This window comes from Kytococcus sedentarius (assembly GCF_041937525.1).
GTDB classification, from domain to species: Bacteria; Actinomycetota; Actinomycetes; order Actinomycetales; family Dermatophilaceae; genus Kytococcus; species Kytococcus sedentarius_A.
The window spans coordinates 1,721,095-1,737,001 of the sequence record NZ_CP169391.1 but is presented as its reverse complement, the minus strand read 5'-3'; the positions used below and the strand labels follow the sequence as shown (position 1 = coordinate 1,737,001).

General features: G+C 73.0%; 16 protein-coding genes. 12 read left to right on the top strand and 4 right to left on the bottom strand.

Features of this window, described 5'->3' with window-relative positions; genetic code table 11:
• The first annotated feature begins 70 nt into the window (after positions 1–70).
• The gene (locus tag ACEY2A_RS08005; protein WP_374928076.1) at positions 71–532 is read left to right on the top strand and encodes a DUF1801 domain-containing protein; all 462 of its coding nucleotides are present in this window, start codon (positions 71–73) and stop codon (positions 530–532) included.
• Here the strand turns inward: ACEY2A_RS08005 and rsmI are convergent.
• The gene (gene rsmI / locus ACEY2A_RS08000) at positions 513–1,349 is read right to left on the bottom strand and encodes a 16S rRNA (cytidine(1402)-2'-O)-methyltransferase (RefSeq protein ID WP_374928075.1); all 837 of its coding nucleotides are present in this window, start codon (positions 1,347–1,349) and stop codon (positions 513–515) included. The genes ACEY2A_RS08005 and rsmI overlap by 20 nt on opposite strands.
• A 159-nt stretch (positions 1,350–1,508) precedes the next feature.
• On the opposite strand from rsmI, the gene ACEY2A_RS07995 reads away from it, so the two are divergent.
• The 5 genes from ACEY2A_RS07995 (at position 1,509) to ACEY2A_RS07975 (ending at position 7,244) form a co-directional block, all read left to right on the top strand.
• A complete protein-coding gene (locus tag ACEY2A_RS07995; RefSeq protein ID WP_374928074.1) occupies positions 1,509–2,120 on the top strand; it encodes a DUF4126 domain-containing protein in 612 nt (203 codons plus the stop codon).
• Between the two features lie 11 nt (positions 2,121–2,131).
• Positions 2,132–3,934 carry a methionine--tRNA ligase gene (gene metG, locus ACEY2A_RS07990; RefSeq protein WP_374928073.1) on the top strand — a complete coding sequence of 601 codons (1,803 nt, stop codon included), beginning with the start codon at positions 2,132–2,134 and terminating at the stop codon, positions 3,932–3,934.
• Positions 3,931–4,797, top strand: a complete 867-nt coding sequence (locus tag ACEY2A_RS07985) for a TatD family hydrolase (RefSeq protein ID WP_374928072.1) — start codon at positions 3,931–3,933, stop codon at positions 4,795–4,797. Before metG ends, ACEY2A_RS07985 begins: the two co-directional genes overlap by 4 nt.
• Before the next feature lie 180 nt (positions 4,798–4,977).
• Positions 4,978–5,523 (top strand): hypothetical protein, encoded by a 546-nt coding sequence (locus ACEY2A_RS07980; protein WP_374928071.1) that lies wholly within the window; start codon positions 4,978–4,980, stop codon positions 5,521–5,523.
• Complete coding sequence (locus ACEY2A_RS07975) at positions 5,520–7,244, top strand: NlpC/P60 family protein (protein WP_374928070.1); 1,725 nt, start codon at positions 5,520–5,522, stop codon at positions 7,242–7,244. The genes ACEY2A_RS07980 and ACEY2A_RS07975 overlap by 4 nt, the downstream gene beginning before the upstream one ends.
• On the opposite strand, the gene ACEY2A_RS07970 is transcribed toward ACEY2A_RS07975, so the two are convergent.
• Positions 7,207–8,016: a serine hydrolase gene (locus ACEY2A_RS07970; RefSeq protein WP_374928069.1), complete on the bottom strand. Its 810-nt coding sequence runs from the start codon at positions 8,014–8,016 to the stop codon at positions 7,207–7,209. The genes ACEY2A_RS07975 and ACEY2A_RS07970 overlap by 38 nt on opposite strands.
• 29 nt (positions 8,017–8,045) lie before the next feature.
• Here ACEY2A_RS07970 and rsmA point away from each other — a divergent pair, with 29 nt between their 5' ends.
• The 3 genes from rsmA to ACEY2A_RS07955 are packed head-to-tail and all read left to right on the top strand — an operon-like array spanning position 8,046 to position 11,952.
• Entirely contained in the window at positions 8,046–8,951 is a 906-nt protein-coding gene (gene rsmA, locus ACEY2A_RS07965) for a 16S rRNA (adenine(1518)-N(6)/adenine(1519)-N(6))-dimethyltransferase RsmA (protein ID WP_374928068.1), read from the top strand.
• Positions 8,952–8,996: 45 nt separating this feature from the next.
• A complete protein-coding gene (locus tag ACEY2A_RS07960) occupies positions 8,997–9,974 on the top strand; it encodes a 4-(cytidine 5'-diphospho)-2-C-methyl-D-erythritol kinase (protein ID WP_374928067.1) in 978 nt (325 codons plus the stop codon).
• 52 nt (positions 9,975–10,026) lie between these two features.
• The gene (locus ACEY2A_RS07955) at positions 10,027–11,952 is read left to right on the top strand and encodes an ABC-F family ATP-binding cassette domain-containing protein (protein ID WP_374928066.1); all 1,926 of its coding nucleotides are present in this window, start codon (positions 10,027–10,029) and stop codon (positions 11,950–11,952) included.
• Between the two features lie 228 nt (positions 11,953–12,180).
• On the opposite strand, the gene ACEY2A_RS07950 is transcribed toward ACEY2A_RS07955, so the two are convergent.
• Positions 12,181–12,420, bottom strand: a complete 240-nt coding sequence (locus tag ACEY2A_RS07950; RefSeq protein ID WP_374928065.1) for a hypothetical protein — start codon at positions 12,418–12,420, stop codon at positions 12,181–12,183.
• Between ACEY2A_RS07950 and ACEY2A_RS07945 the strand changes: the two genes are divergently transcribed.
• From ACEY2A_RS07945 to ppk2, 3 genes are all read left to right on the top strand, one after another.
• On the top strand, positions 12,419–12,724 hold the full coding sequence (locus ACEY2A_RS07945; RefSeq protein ID WP_374928064.1) for a hypothetical protein: 306 nt from the start codon (positions 12,419–12,421) through the stop codon (positions 12,722–12,724). The genes ACEY2A_RS07950 and ACEY2A_RS07945 overlap by 2 nt on opposite strands.
• Before the next feature lie 106 nt (positions 12,725–12,830).
• The gene (locus ACEY2A_RS07940; RefSeq protein ID WP_374928063.1) at positions 12,831–14,192 is read left to right on the top strand and encodes an FAD-dependent oxidoreductase; all 1,362 of its coding nucleotides are present in this window, start codon (positions 12,831–12,833) and stop codon (positions 14,190–14,192) included.
• Between the two features lie 227 nt (positions 14,193–14,419).
• Positions 14,420–15,364, top strand: coding sequence for a polyphosphate kinase 2 (ppk2, locus tag ACEY2A_RS07935; RefSeq protein WP_374928062.1), 945 nt, complete (start codon positions 14,420–14,422; stop codon positions 15,362–15,364).
• A 3-nt stretch (positions 15,365–15,367) separates the two neighbouring features.
• Here ppk2 and ACEY2A_RS07930 read toward each other — a convergent pair whose 3' ends face one another.
• Complete coding sequence (locus ACEY2A_RS07930; RefSeq protein WP_374928061.1) at positions 15,368–15,895, bottom strand: MarR family winged helix-turn-helix transcriptional regulator; 528 nt, start codon at positions 15,893–15,895, stop codon at positions 15,368–15,370.
• Positions 15,896–15,907: the final 12 nt, after the last annotated feature.

Sequence of the window (15,907 nt, the reverse complement as noted above, 5' to 3'; positions counted from 1 at the left end):
AGGGCCCCGTTCCACCCTCCGGTGGGGCGGGGCCCTCGCCCTGCGCGCCGGCCGGGCGTACCGTTCGGTCATGAGCGACCCCGTGATGGTGCCCACCGAGGCCGATGTCGAGGCATTCCTGGACCGGGCCGAGCCCGCCGGGCGCCGTGAGGACGGCTTCGTGCTGTTCGACATGATGAACCGGGCCACCGGCGTGGAGCCGGTGATGTGGGGTCCCAGCATCGTGGGCTACGGGCAGACGCACTACCGCTACGAGTCGGGGCGGGAGGGGGACATGCCCCTCATCGGCTTCTCGCCGCGGAAGGCCAACCTGGCTGTCTACGGCATGCAGGGGCCGGCGACCGACCACCTCATCGAGGCCCTGGGGCCCCACAAGCTGGGGGCGGGCTGCCTCTGGCTGGGGCGGCTGACGAAGATCGACCTCGACGCGCTGGAGCGGCTGGTCGTCGCCGCGTGGGCCCACCAGGTGGAGATCAGCGGCGGGACGGGTGTGTCCGGCGATGCGGGGCAGGTCAGGTCGAGCGGTTGCTGAGCGCCGACTCGTAGAGCTCCCGGGAGGGCAGCCCGGTCTCCGCGGCCACCTGCTTGCAGGCGTCCTTGAGCCGGATGCCCTCGTCCACCAGGGCCTGCACGCGCCCGGCGGCTGCGGCGGGGTCGGCCGCGCGGCGAGCGGCCCCCTGCACCACCACGGTGATCTCACCCCGGGCGCCCTCCTCGGCCCACTGCGCCAGCTCCTCGACCGGGCCCCGGCGCACCTCCTCGTAGGTCTTCGTGAGCTCCCGGCAGACGGCGGCCGGGCGGTCGGGGCCCAGGGCCTCGGCCATCGCCCGCAGGGTCTCGGCCAGTCGGTGCGGGGCCTCGAAGAAGATCATCGTCCGGCGCTCCTCAGCCAGATCGGCCAGCATCGCGGCGCGAGGACCGGCCTTGCGCGGCAGGAAGCCCTCGAAGCAGAACCGGTCCACCGGCAGCCCGGAGACGGCCAGCGCCATGAGCGCCGCACTGGGCCCGGGCACGCAGGTGACCACCAGGTCCCGCTCCACGCAGGCCTGCACCAACCGGTACCCGGGGTCGCTCACCGAGGGCATCCCCGCATCGGTCACGAGCACCACCCGCGCGCCCGCCGCGATGCGGTCGGTCAGCTCGGCGGTGCGGGAGGCCTCGTTGTGCTCGTGGTAGCTCACGATCGGCGCGTCGATGGTGACACCCAGGGCGGCGGCGAGCCGGAGCGTGCGGCGCGTGTCCTCGGCCGCCACCAGGTCGGCCCCCGCCAGCTCCCAGGAGAGGCGCGGCGCGGCGTCCGCGGGGTCTCCGATGGGGGTGGCTGCCAGGACGAGGGCTCCGGTGGTCATGCCCCCATCATCCCCGGCGGGTCGATGGTCACAAGACGGCAACAAACCAGGCAAGGTTTGGCAAAACCGGTCAGCGGCCCCCCGGGGGTGCGATTCGATGGGAGTCGGCGACCAGGGACCACACCCGGTGGTCCCCGCCGCGGACCCCCGGAGGCCACCGTGCTTGCTGCTCTCACCGGTCTCGGCCTGTCCGCCGCGGCCGGTTTCAACGCCTACATCCCCTTCCTCATCGTGGCCTGCGCGGCCCGGTTCACCACGCTGGTCACCCTGCCCCCGGAGTTCGCCTGGATCGAGTCCTGGTGGGCCATCACCGGGGCGGCCGTCCTGCTCGTGGTGGAGATGACGGTCGACAAGATCGCCGTGGTCGACCACGTCAACGACGCCGTGGGCACCTTCCTGCGGCCGATGACCGGCGGCCTCGTCTTCGCAGCCACCTCGGCGGCGGACAGCATCGACAACTCGCAGTGGATGGCGGAGCACCCCTGGGTGGGTGTGATCGCCGGCATCATCGTGGCCGGCATCGTGCACTCGGGAAAGGCCGCAGCGCGCCCGGTGGTGAACGCCAGCACGGCCGGCGTGGGTGCGCCGGTGGTCTCCGTGGCCGAGGACGCCGCCGCCATCTCCCTCAGTGTGGTCGCGGTGCTCGCGCCGCTCTTCGTGCTGGTGCTGCTGGTGGTGCTGGCCTGGATCATCTGGAGCCTGTGGCGCCGGTTCAAGCGCCTGACCGCGCGTCGCCGACCGGACCCGGAGTACGTGCCGGTCTCCTCGTAGACTCGCCCCCCATGAGCAAGGTTCTCTCGGCCGTCGCCTGGCCCTACGCCAACGGACCGCGCCACCTCGGGCACGTCGCCGGCTTCGGTGTCCCCTCGGACGTCTACTCCCGCTACATGCGCATGGCCGGTCACGACGTGCTGATGGTGAGCGGCAGCGACGAGCACGGCACGCCGATCCTCGTGCAGGCCGAGGCCGAGGGGAAGACGCCGCAGGAGTTCGTGGACGCCAACCACCGCCGCATCTGTGAGGACTTCGTCGCCCTGGGGCTCTCCTACGACCTGTACACCCGCACCACCACCGCCAACCACCACCAGGTGGTGCGCGAGATGTTCACCGCCGTCCACGACAACGGCTACTTCGTCGAGCAGACGCAGCTCGGCGCCATCAGCCCGTCCACGGGGCGCACCCTCCCGGACCGCTACATCGAGGGGACCTGCCCGCTCTGCGGGGACGACTCGGCGCGCGGTGACCAGTGCGACAACTGCGGCAACCAGCTGGACCCTGCTGACCTCATCGACCCGCGCTCCCGCCTCAACGGGGAGACGCCCCAGTTCGTGGAGACCAACCACTTCCTGCTCGACCTGCCCGCGCTGGCCGAGGCGCTCGGGGAGTGGCTGGACGGGCGTGAGGCCACCGGCGCATGGCGCCCCAACGTCATCGCCTTCTCGCGCAACATCCTCAAGGAGATCCGCCCACGCGCCATGACGCGGGACATCGACTGGGGCATCAGGGTGCCGCTGCCGGACTGGGAGGACGCCCCCAAGCGCCTCTACGTGTGGTTCGACGCCGTCATCGGCTACCTGTCGGCCTCCATCGAGTGGGCGCGCCGCAGCGGTGACCCCGAGGCGTGGCGCTCCTGGTGGAACGACCCGGAGACCATCAGCTCGTACTTCATGGGCAAGGACAACATCGTCTTCCACTCCCAGATCTGGCCCGCCGAGCTGCTCGCGCACAACGGGCAGGGGTCGAAGGGCGGTGAGCCGGGGCCCTACGGCGAGCTCGTGCTGCCCACCACGGTGGTGAGCACCGAGTTCATGACCCTGGAGGGCAAGCAGTTCTCCACCTCCCGCGGGCACGTCATCTACGTGGGCGACGTCATGCAGCGCCAGCAGCCCGACGCGATCCGCTACTACCTCTCGGCCGTGGCGCCGGAGACGGCCGACGCCGACTTCTCCTGGGAGGAGTTCGCCCGCCGCACCAACGGGGAGCTGGTGGCGGGCTGGGGCAACCTGGTGAACCGCACCGCATCGATGATCGCCAAGAACCTCGGCGAGATCCCGCAGCCGGGAGAGCTGCAGGAGGTGGACCGCGCGCTGCTGGAGACCGTCCGCGGCGGGTTCGCCACCGTGGGCGGCCTGCTCGAGCGCTTCCGCAACCGGCAGGCCCTCGCCGAGGCGATGCGGCTGGTTGGCGAGGCGAACGCCTACATCTCCACCACCGAGCCGTTCAAGCTCAAGGGCGAGGAGAACGCCGAGCGCCTGGCCACCGTGCTGTGGACCTGCGCGCAGGCGGTGACCGATCTCAACACGATGCTGTCGCCCTTCCTGCCGCACACCGCCAACGAGGTGGAGCGCGCGCTGGGCGGGGAGCTGCTCATCGCGCCGAGCCCCCGCACCGAGGAGGTCACGGACCTCGACGACCCCTCGCGCTCCTACCCGATCATCACCGGCGACTACACCGCCGGCGTGCGCTGGGAGCCGCGCGACGTGGTGGTGGGTGCCCCGGTGGCCAAGCCCACGCCGATCTTCCGCAAGCTCGATGACGAGGCGGTGGCGCGGGAGCGTGAGCTGACCACCGCGCCGGTCGCGTGAGCCCGCACTCGAGCCCCCGCAGCGCCGAGCGCCCACCGGCGCCCGAACCGCTGCCGATCAGCGTGGTGGACAACCACACGCACGTGGACATCGAGCGTGACGGGGTGGACATGGGTGCCGGTGAGGGCGTGCACGGCGTCATCGCCGAGGCCCGGGCGGTCGGGGTGGACCGACTGGTGCAGATCGGGTGCGATCTCGAGTCCGCGCGGCACACCGCATCGGTCGTGGACCGGCACCCCGAGGTGCTGGGTGGGGTGGCGCTGCACCCCAACGAGGTGCCCGCGCTCGCGGAGGCCGGGCAGCTCGAGGCGGCGTTGGAGGAGATCGACCAGCTGCTGCGGGGCGAGCGCATCCGGGTGGTGGGGGAGACCGGGCTCGACCACTTCCGCACCGGGCCCGAGGGGCGCGGCGTGCAGGCAGAGTCCTTCCGCTGGCACATCGCGAAGGCGAAGGAGCTGGGCAAGGCACTGCAGATCCACGACCGGGACGCCCATGACGACGTCCTGCGGATCCTGGCCGAGGAGGGCGCACCGGACAGGACGGTGATGCACTGCTTCAGCGGCGACATCACGATGGCCCGGGAATGCGTGGAGCGCGGGTACATGCTCAGCTTCGCCGGCACCGTGACCTTCAAGAACGCCCGCGAGCTGCGGGACGCGTTGGCGGTGGTGCCGCTCGAGAACCTGCTGGTGGAGACCGACGCGCCCTACCTCACGCCGCACCCGCACCGGGGGGCACCGAACGCGCCGTACCTGGTGCCGCTGACGGTGCGCACCATGGCGAGCACGCTGAACGTCTCCGTGCCCGAGCTGTGCACGGCCATCTCCCAGAACTCCGAGCGGGTGTACGGCCCCTGGGCGTGACGGGGCCACCGCGCATCACCCCCGGGCCCGTGCCCGACCGTGTGCGGTGTCTCTCGCCGGGCGCACCCGGTCGTGTCCGGGTACCGTCCGTGCCATGCCCGACCGCACCCCCGATGGCCGTCACGTCGTCATCGACGGTCGGCGGGTGCGCCGGCCGGCGGCTGCTCCGGGGCCGTCCCGGTGAGGCCCGGTGACCTGCTGCGGGCGGTGGCCTTCGTCAGCGTCCCCCTGGCCTGGTGGCATGCCGGGTTCGCCTCCGGTGCCTGCCTGTTCCTGGTCTGTGGTGGGGTCATGGGCATCCGCTGGCTGGGGTGGCGTCCCGTGGCCGACGTCATGGCCTGTCTGGTGCTGCCGGCCGTGGCCTGGGCCGCGGTGACCGGGCTCTACGAGGTGGTGCCCGGCCTGGACCTGGTGGCCCACGTCGTCGGGACGGCCGTGGCCACCGGAGCCGTGCTGGACGCGATGCGCCGGGTCGACCCGCGGGCCGGCGCCGGCCCGTGGTGGCTGCGGGCCGTCCTGCTGGTGGGCCTGGCCGCGTTGCTGAGCGTCCTGTGGGAGGTCGGGGAGTGGCTCGGCCACCACCTGGTCGACGACACCATCCGCGTGGGCTACGACGACACGGTCACCGACCTGCTGGCCGGCCTGGTGGGCGGCGGGGCCCTGGCGTTCCTGCCCGCCCGCAGCGGGTCGGGCCCCTCCGCACCGTCTGCCCGGGAGGCCCGATGACCACGGTCAGCGTGATCATCCCCGTGCTGGACGATGCGGATGCCCTGCACGTCTGTCTCGGTCACCTCCTGCGCCAGCGGGTCCTCCCCGACGAGGTGGTGGTGGTCGACAACGGCCCGGAGCCCACGGCCGGTCTCGTGCGCCGGTCCGACCTGCCCTTCGCGCTGCGCGTGGTGCACGAGCCCCGGCGGGGCACCGCATCGGCATCGGCGCGGGGGTTCGATGCCGCCCACGGCGACCTGCTCGCCCGCTGCGACGCCGACTGCCGTCCCGACGACGTGTGGGTGCAGGCCCTCGTGGAGGCCTTCGACGACGACCCCGGCCTCGATGCGGTGACCGGCACCATCGCCTTCCACGACCTGCCCGGGTGGCGGGGCGTCCTGGGCACGCTCTTCTACCGCGTCGGCATGGGGGTCGGCATGCACCTGGCCCTGGCCCGGCCCGCGCTGTGGGGCTCCAACCTGGCCCTGCGCGCCACGGCCTGGCGGCAGGCCCGGGACGCCGTGCACCGTGACGACCCGCTGGTGCACGACGACCTCGACCTCTCCTTCGTGTTGGGTCCCCTGGCCCGGGTGCGCCGCGTGCCGGGCATGCGGGTGACCGCCGAGGCGCGGATCTTCGACAGCCCCCGCCACCTGGCCACCCGGGTGCGGCGGGCGCTGCACACCTGCCGGCTGGGGTGGCGGCGCCAGCCCCCGGGCCACCGGTGGGTGAACCGGCTCACCGGCGGGCGCTACCTCTGGGCGAAGGAGCCCCGGGAGGAGCTGCGGGCCGGCGACACGGCCTTCGTGGACGTGGCCGTGGCGACCCTCTGGGTGGAGCCGGGCACCGACCGGTCGTTGGACGCCCCGGCCGTGGGTGCGCCGGTGGACCCGGTGGCCTGGAACCGGGTGCTGGACGATGCGGCCAGGGAGTGGATGGTGGGGCGGGTGGAGACCCAGGCCCTGCTGGGCACGCGGGTGACCGTCACCGAGCGGCGCGGCGACTGGGCCCACGTGGTGGTGCACGACCAGCCGACGCCGCGGGACCCCCGCGGCTACCCCGGCTGGGTGCCGGTCGCGCAGGTGCGCACGAACCCGACCTTCGCCCGACAGCTCACCGAGCGCGCGCTGGCGGTGGTGACCGCCGACAGTGCGACGCTGTGCGCCACCCCGTCGGGGGGTCGTCCACGTCTCGCGGCGGGAGTGACCACCACCCTGCCGGTGCTCTCCGCCGGCCCGGGAGCGGTGCAGCTCGCCCTGCCGGACGGCTCCGCCGCCTGGGCCGATGCGGGGGACGTCGCCCGGGTGCCCGCCGGTGGCCCGGGTGACGCACCCTCCGGCGAGGAGCTGGTGGCCACGGCCGAGCGCTTCCTGGGGCTGCGCTACCTGTGGGCGGGGGTGTCCCCGTGGGGGCTGGACTGCTCCGGGTTCGCGCTGCTGGTCCACCGCATCCACGGCATCGACATCCCGCGTGACGCGGATGCACAGGCCGAGGCGGGGGAGCCGGTCGCGGAGCAGGACCTGCGCCCGGGGGACCTGCTCTTCTTCGCCGAGCCCGGCGGGGTGGGCTTCGTGCACCACGTGGGGATCCACCACGGGGACGGCCGCATGATCCACGCGCCGAACCCGCGGGAGTCGGTCTGCGTGGTGGACTGGCGGGCCTGGGACGCGGGGCGCGAGTTCTCCGGGGCCCGGCGGTACCTCAGCCCCCGCAGTGCTGGGGGACCAGCGCCCGGGTGAGAGCGGCCACCACCGCGTCGCCGGCGGCCCGGCTGACGCCCTGGGTGCACACCGCCAGGTAGCGGCACCCGGGCGAGCCCGGTGCACCGATGCGGGCGACGTCGTGGCGGTACCCCTCCACCTCGCCGGACTTCGACAGCCACGGCACCCCGGGTGCCACGGCCGCGCCGATGGGGGCGAGGCGCGGGTGCGTCATCAGCTCCGCGGCCAGGTGGTGCTGCTCGGTGAGCAGCCCGGGGGCGGTGGTCAGGCGCAGCAGCCGGGCCAGGTCGGCGGGGCTGGTCCGCAGGGCCAAGCCGCGCGCCACGGCCACGGGATCGCCGATGAGGCGGTCCACCCGGGTGCTGGTGGCGCCGGCATCGGTCACGGTGCGCGCCACCGCGGGCAGTCCCACCTGGCCCAGCACCAGGTTGGTGGCCTCGTTGGAGGAGCGCGCCATCATCGCCGCCAGGGCCTCGCGCAGGGTGAGAGGGCTGCCCGGGGCGGGGAGCTCGGGGTCGGTGTGGTCACCCACCAGGGTGAAGGGGGCACCGTCGGCGCCGGTGAAGGTGCGTGTGGCCACCAGCGGGTCGGTCAGGGAGGCGCGCCCGGCCTCGACGGCCCGCAGGGTCGTCAGCAGCACGGCCACCTTGATGGTGGAGGCGGCGTAGAACTCACGGGTGCCCTCGTGCTCGGCCAGCACGGTGCCGTGCTCGTCGGTGAGGGTGTAGCCCACCGCGGGGTTCTCCGGTGGCGCGGGCCGGTTGGGCAGGGGCGGGTCGCTCGGCGTCATGGCCACCAGCGTCCCCGATGCGGGGCACAATGGCGCCCGTGACCCCCGACCAGGACCCTGCCCCCCGTGCCACCGAGGCCCCGGACGCCGGCCTGCTCGGTCCGGCGCAGATCCGGGAGCTGGCCGACCGGCTCGGCGTGAGCCCCACCAAGCAGTGGGGGCAGAACTTCGTGATCGACAAGGGGACCGTCCGCCGCATCGTGCGGGCCTCCGGGGTGGGGCCGGGTGAGGCGGTCGTCGAGGTCGGGCCCGGGCTGGGCTCGCTGACGCTGGCGCTGCTGCCGGTGGTGGAGCACCTCACCGTGGTGGAGATCGACCCGCGCCTGGCTCAGGCGCTGCCCGAGACCGTGCAGGCGCTGGCGCCCGACCACGCCGACCGGCTCGACGTGGTGCACTCCGACGCGCTCCAGGTGACCGAGCTGCCCGGTCCGGCCCCCACCGCGCTCGTGGCCAACCTGCCGTACAACGTGGCCGTGCCTGTGGTGCTCACCCTGTTGGAGCGCTTCCCGAGCCTGCGCACCGTGCTGGTCATGGTGCAGCTCGAGGTGGCCGAGCGCATGGCGGCCGCCCCGGGGTCGAAGGTCTACGGGGTGCCGAGTGTGAAGTGCGCCTGGTACGGCCCCACGCGCCTGGCCGGCCGCATCGGGCGCAACGTGTTCTGGCCGGCCCCGAACGTCGACTCGGGCCTCGTCCGCATCGACGTGCAGCCCCGTGACGAGGCGGCGCTCGGGGTCCGCCGCGAGGACGTCTTCGCCTGCATCGATGCCGCCTTCGCCCAGCGGCGCAAGACGCTGCGCGCGGCGTTGGCTGGATGGGCGGGCTCCCCGCAGGCCGCCGAAGAGGCGCTGGTGGCCGCCGGCATCGACCCCCGCACGCGGGGCGAGGCACTCGACATCGAGGCGTTCGCCGCGATCGCTGCTGCTCGAAAGGGCTGAGGCAGCACCTGAGCGCGCCGGCTGGCCTGCCCATAGGGTGAGGCCATGACCGCTGAGCCGGCCCCCCGCATCGCCACCGTCCGTGTCCCGGCCAAGGTGAACCTCGCGCTGCGTGTGGGTGCCCCGAAGCTCGACAACGGGTACCACCCGCTGGCCACCGTCTTCCACGCCGTCGACCTGACCGATGAGGTGACGGTGCGGCGGGCGCGTCGCTTTTCCCTGGAGGTGACCGGCCGGTTCGCCGAGGGCGTTCCCACCGACCACACCAACCTCGCCTGGCGTGCGGTGGAGCTGCTGCGGGACTACTACCGGCAGACCTGCGGGGTGCGCACCCCGCTGCCGGTGGCGATCAGCATCGAGAAGAACATCCCCGTGGCCGGGGGCATGGCTGGGGGCTCGGCCGACGCCGCCGGGGCCCTGCTGGCCGCCAACACGGTGTGGGGCAACGAGCTCATGCCGGGTGACCTCAGCGCCATCGCCGAGGAGCTCGGTGCGGACGTGCCCTTCGCCCTGCTGGGCGGCAACGCGCTGGGCGTGGGGCGCGGCGACGAGCTGTCCACGGTGCTCGCCCAGGGGCAGCTGCACTGGGTCTTCTGCGTCAGCGACCAGGGCCTGAGCACGCCCGAGGTCTACCGCACGTTCGACCGCCTGAGCGGGTGGGACCAGATGCCGACCCCGGAGACGCTCCCGGCGTGGGAGGAGGTGCCCGAGCCGCCGGAGGACCTGCTGCAGGCCCTGCGCAGCGGCGACGCCGTCGAGGTGGGCCAGCACCTGGAGAACGACCTGCAGGCCGCCGCCGTGGAGCTGCAGCCGGGACTGCGCGACACCCTGGCCGCCGGCGCGGACGTGGGGGCGCTCGCCGGCATCGTGTCGGGTTCGGGGCCCACCATCGCGCTGCTGGCGGCGAGCCACGACCACGCCATCGACATCTCCGTGGGCATGGCGGCGCTGCGGCCGGAGGTTGAGGTGTTCGTCACCTCCGGGCCCGCACCGGGTGCGCGCGTGGTGTCCACGGAGGCATGAGCCAGCCCCGGGCCCGCCCCGTGCCCGGCACCGCCCCGTAGGGTGACCCACCGTGAATCCCCCCTCCCCGCGCGCCAACCTCGTCAACGCCGAGTCCCTCCACCTCGTGGTGGGCACGCAGGTGCTCCTCGATGACGTGTCGCTCGGCCTGAACGACGGCGACCGCATCGGCGTGGTCGGCCGCAACGGCGGGGGCAAGTCCAGCCTGCTGCGTGCCCTCTCGGGGGAGCTCGCGGTTGACTCCGGCCGGGTCGTGCGCTCGCGGGGGGCCACCATCGGCCGCCTCCGCCAGCAGGACGACTTCGCCGCGGGGGCCACGGTCCGTGACGTCGTGCTGCCGGGTCTGGAGGAGCACGAGTGGGCGGCCGACGCCCGCATCCGCGGCATCCTCAACGGCCTGCTCGGCGGGCTCGATGCCGAGGGCCTGGGCGGTCTGGGCGCCCCGGTGGCCGGCATGTCCGGCGGGGAACGCCGGCGCATGGCGCTGGCCGCGCTCCTGGTGGCCGACCCGGACGTGCTCCTGCTGGACGAGCCCACCAACCACCTCGACGTCGAGGGCGTGGCGTGGCTGGCCGAGCACCTGCAGGGGCGCCGTCGGCCCGGCTCCGCGCTGGTCGTCGTCACCCACGACCGTTGGTTCCTCGATGCGGTGGTGGAGCAGACCTGGGAGGTCGTCGAGGGGCAGGTCCACCAGTACGAGGGGGGTTACGCCGCGTTCGTGCAGGCCCGGGCGGAGCGGGCGCGGGTGGAGCGGGCCACCGAGGAGCGCCGCCAGAACATCCTGCGCAAGGAGCTCGCGTGGCTGCGTCGCGGCGCCCCGGCCCGCACCAGCAAGCCGAAGTTCCGCATCGAGGCCGCCGACGCCCTCATTGCCGGGGAGCCCGAGCCCCGCGACGACGTGCAGCTGGCGCGCTTCGCGACCACCCGGCTGGGCAAGGACGTCTACGACCTCGTGAACGCCACCGTCGCCGTGGGGGAGGGGGAGGAGCGCACCACCCTCCTCGATGGGGTGACCTGGCGCCTCGGCCCGGGCGACCGCTACGGCATCGTCGGGGTGAACGGCGCGGGCAAGTCCACCTTGTTGCGCGTGCTGCTGGAGCGCGTGCCCCTGGCCGGCGGCAAGCTGAAGGTGGGGCGCACGGTGCAGCCGGCCATCCTCAGCCAGGACCTGCGGGAGCTCGACGAGGTGGCGGGGATGACCGTCATCGACGCGATCACCGACGTGCGGTCCTTCACGGTGCTGGACGGCAAGGAGATCTCCGCGAGCTCGCTGGCCAAGCGGATGGGCTTCTCCGGGCCGCGGCAGCAGAGCCGGGTCTCGGACCTGTCCGGCGGGGAGCGGCGGCGGCTGCAGTTCGTGCGGCTGCTGCTGGACGAGCCGAACGTGCTGATGCTGGACGAGCCCACCAACGACCTGGACATCGAGACGCTGACCTCCATGGAGGACGTGCTCGACGGCTGGGCCGGCACCCTGCTGGTGGTGAGCCACGACCGGTACCTGCTGGAGCGCATGGCCAACCGGCAGGTGGCGCTGCTGGGCGACGGCCGCATCCGTGACCTGCCCGGCGGGGTGGAGCAGTACCTCGAGCTGCGCCGGGAGCGTCGCGCGGCAGGGGTGGGCACCGGCCGTGGGGGTCGTGACCTGGCCGATGCGGGGAGCTCCGCGGGTGCGGCGGGTGCGGGTGGTTCGGCGGGTGCGGGTGGTTCGGGCAGCGGCGGGGCGGGCGGTCCGGCATCGGGCGGTCCGGCATCGGGACTGAGCCCGGCGGAGGAACGGCAGCTGACCAAGGCGATGGCCCGGGCGGAGAAGCAGATGGAGAAGCTGACCGCCCAGGCCGAGAAGGTGCACGCGCAGATGGCCGAGGCGGCGACGGACCCCGAGCGGTTGGCCGAGCTCACCGCCACCGAGCGGGATCTGCGCGCGCAGCACGACGCGGCCGAGGCCGAGTGGCTGGAGGCCGCCGAGCAGCTCGGCTGAGCCGGCGGTCGGGCGCGTGGCGGGAAAGGTCACGGTTTGCCTAAGATGTCGGCGCGGGGATCGCGCCGGGGCCCGCCGCGGGGGATGCTCAAGCCTTCACTGGTCGAGCCGGTTCTCGGCTCCCGAAGAGGGGTTCCACACCATGAGCACGTCACCTGTGGTTCGCGCCGCCCTTCTGGGCGCGGCGCTGTTGGGCTGTGCCGCCTGCACCGGAGGGAACGGCGCTGATCAGGAGTCGGCCGGGCCGTCCGGCTCCGGCACGTCGTCGAGCGTGTCCAGTGCGTCGAGCGCGCCCAGCACGTCGGGCGGGACGACGAGCGCTGAGACGCCTCCCGAGTCGGCGGCCTCCTCCGAGGTGGCAGCCGAGCCGACGATCCGCGTCACCCCCGCCGGGCCGGAGGAGGAGAGGCCCCCCGCGCCTGAGCCGCCGAGCGACTGGGAGGAGACCGAGAAGCGGGTCCAGGCCATGGCCGCTGGGATCGAGCCGGGCGTCACGGACGAGGGCCGGGCCACGCGAGGGGTGGTGGGTGCCATGAGTGGCGCCGCGGCCTACTCGGACCAGGCTCCCCAGGGGGCGGACGGTGTGGTGGTGACCTGCGGTGGCAAGGGCACCGGGAGGCTGATCACCGGCACGGGCCACTCCGTGGTGTTCCACTGCGGCGCCATCGTGGACACGCCCCTGGCATCCACCGATCGCACGCTCACCATCGAGCTGGAGGACGACACCTACTGGACCCTGGCCTACTACGAGGGGGCGCCCCCGACGAAGTGACCCCGTGGGTGGGCTCCACCCCATCGAGGGTTGGTAAGGTTGACCTTGCCCACTTCGGGCTCCCGCCCTCTGCGCGAGCCCGCGTGCACCCCATCGAAAGGTCACCATGCGTCCTGTGCGTGTTGCTGTCATCGGCGCCGGCCCGGCGGGTATCTACGCCGCGGACATCCTCACCAAGGAGCTCGAGCAGGCCACCGTCGACGTCTACGACCGCCTGCCCGCCCCGTACGGCCTGGTCCGCTACGGCGTGGCCCCGGACCACCCCCGCATCAAGGAGATCGTCAAGGCCCTCAAGCGGGTGCTGGCGGGTGACCAGATCCGGTTCATCGGCAACGTCGACTTCGGCACGGACGTGACCTTCGAGCAGCTGCGGGAGAACTACGAGGCGGTCATCTTCGCCACCGGCGCCATGGGGGACCGCCCGCTGGACATCCCCGGCATCGACAAGGAGGGCTCCTTCGGTGCCGCCGACTTCGTGAGCTGGTACGACGGGCACCCCGACGTGCCGCGTGAGTGGCCGCTGGAGGCCGAGTCCGTGGCCGTGGTGGGTGCGGGCAACGTGGCCCTGGACGTGGCGCGCATGCTGGCCAAGCCGGCCGACGAGCAGCTGACCACCGAGATCCCGGAGAACGTCTACCAGGGGCTGAAGGCCAACCGCGCCAAGGACATCCACGTCTTCGCCCGCCGCGGCCCGGCGCACCTGAAGTTCTCGCCCATGGAGTTCCGCGAGCTCTCCCACAGCCCCAGTGTGGACGTGGTGATGACCGAGGAGGGCTTCGAGATCGACGACGCGGGGCAGGAGGCCATCCAGGCCGCCAAGTCCACCAAGCTGGTCGTGGACACCCTGCTGAAGTACCTGGAGAAGGAGCCCACCGGGGCGCCGCACCGCATCCACCTGCACCTCATGCAGGCGCCGGTGGAGGTGCTCGGTGAGGGCTCGGTGACCGGTCTGCGCACCGAGGTCATGGAGTACAACGGCGACGGCACCGTCAGCGGCACCGGCGAGTTCCGCGACTGGGACGTGCAGGCCGTGTACCGCGCCGTGGGCTACCTGAGCACTCCGCTGCCGGGGCTGCCCTTCGACCACCGTGCCGGCGTGATCCCGAACGATGCCGGGCGCGTGCTGGAGGACGGCGCGCCCAAGGAGGCCGCGTACGTCACCGGGTGGATCAAGCGTGGGCCGGTGGGCCTCATCGGGCACACCAAGTCCGACGCCAAGGAGACCATCGAGTGCCTGGTGGCCGACCTCGAGTCGCTGCCCGTGGCACCGGGTTCCCCGGACGCGATGCTGGAGCAGCTGCGCGAGCGGGGCGTGGACCTGACGCTCTTCGACGAGTGGGAGCGTCTGGACGCCCACGAGATGGCGCTGGGTGAGGCCAGCGAGCGGGAGCGTGTGAAGGTCGTGAGCCGTGAGGACATGATCGCTGCCGGCCGCGCGGCTGCTGCGGAGGTGCGCGCCAGCGCCTGACCGGGCGGGACTCACTCCACCGTGCTGTGGCGCGGTGGAGTGAGTCTGGCGCGGGGATAGGGGCCGGACACAAGGGGCCGCGTCGGGTCCGCACGCCGGGCCAGCCCCCGGATGAGGTGTGCCTCGCCGTCCCCCACGGAAACGACGCCACGTCGTAGAATGGGACCCCGCGCAGGTGAACCCGTCACGGGACGGCCCCATGCACTGTGCACCACCCCAGGAGCAACATGGCCACCAGCACCCCGATCGAGCAGACCCCCGGGATGAACCCGCGGCAGCCTGACCCGGAGATCGCCAAGGAGCTCCAGGCGCTGCACGAGCGGCTGGCCGCGCGCGGCACCCCGGTGGACGGCAACGCCTGGAAGCACGGCTACCCGTACGACACCAAGATGAAGCGCGCCGAGTACGAGGCCACCAAGCACGACCTGCAGATCGAGCTGCTGAAGATGCAGCACCACATCAAGCGCAACGGCGACAAGATCGCCATCCTCTTCGAGGGGCGCGACGCCGCCGGCAAGGGTGGCTCCATCAAGCGCTTCACCGAGCACCTCAACCCCCGTGGCGCGCGCGTGGTGGCGCTGGAGAAGCCCACCGAGCGCGAGGCGACCCAGTGGTACTTCCAGCGTTACGTCCCCCACCTGCCCAGCGGTGGCGAGATCGTCTTCTTCGACCGCTCCTGGTACAACCGCGCCGGCGTGGAGCGCGTGATGGGCTACTGCACGCCCGCCGAGTACCAGGAGTTCATGCGCTCGGCTCCCGAGTTCGAGCGCATGCTGGTGAACTCCGGCATCAAGCTCTTCAAGTTCTGGTTCTCCGTGGGCCGCGCCGAGCAGGCCGTCCGGTTCACCAAGCGCCACACCGACCCGGTGCGCCACTGGAAGCTGAGCCCCACCGACGTCGCCTCGCTGGACAAGTGGGAGGCCTACACGGAGGCCAAGGAGGCGATGTTCTTCTACACCAACACTGGTGACGCCCCGTGGACGGTGATCCGCAGCAACGACAAGAAGCGCGCCCGCCTGGAGGCCATGCGCGTGGTGCTCTCGCAGGTGGACTACCCGATGAAGGACGAGTCCGTGGTCGGCACGCCGGACCGCAACATCGTCCTGTCCGCCAAGGACGCCGTGGACGATGGGGAGAGCGCCCCCTCGCAGGACTTCCCCAAGGTCCGCTGAGCCTCAGCCCTCGAGACCCGTGAGCACCTGGCGCAACGTGGCCGCCAGGTGCTCACGGTCGTGAGGGGCCACCCCGACCAGCAGCTCGCGCTCGTGGGTGAGCAGCACCTCCATGGCGCCGTCGACGGCCGTCTTCCCCGAAGGGGTGAGGCGCACGATGACGCCGCGTCGGTCGGTGGCCGAGCGGGTCCTCTCCACGTGGCCGCGCGCCGTCAGCCGATCGATGCGGTTCGTCATCGTCCCGCTCGTGACCAGCGTCTGGGCCACGAGCGCCCCCGGCGACAGCTCGTACGGCTCACCGGCCCGCCGCAGGGCGGAGAGCACGTCGAACTCCCAGGGCTCCAGGCCGCCGGCGCCGAAGGCCTCGCGGCGGGCGATGTCGAGCAGCCGCGCGAGGCGGGACACGCGCGAGAACACGGCCAGCGGGGCGAGGTCCAGGTCGGGCCGCTCGCGCTCCCAGGCGGCGAGCACGGCATCCACCTCGTCGCGGCCGCCGCTGTCCGGGGCCGGGGTCGAGGGGGTGCTGTCCATGCCCGCAGCCTA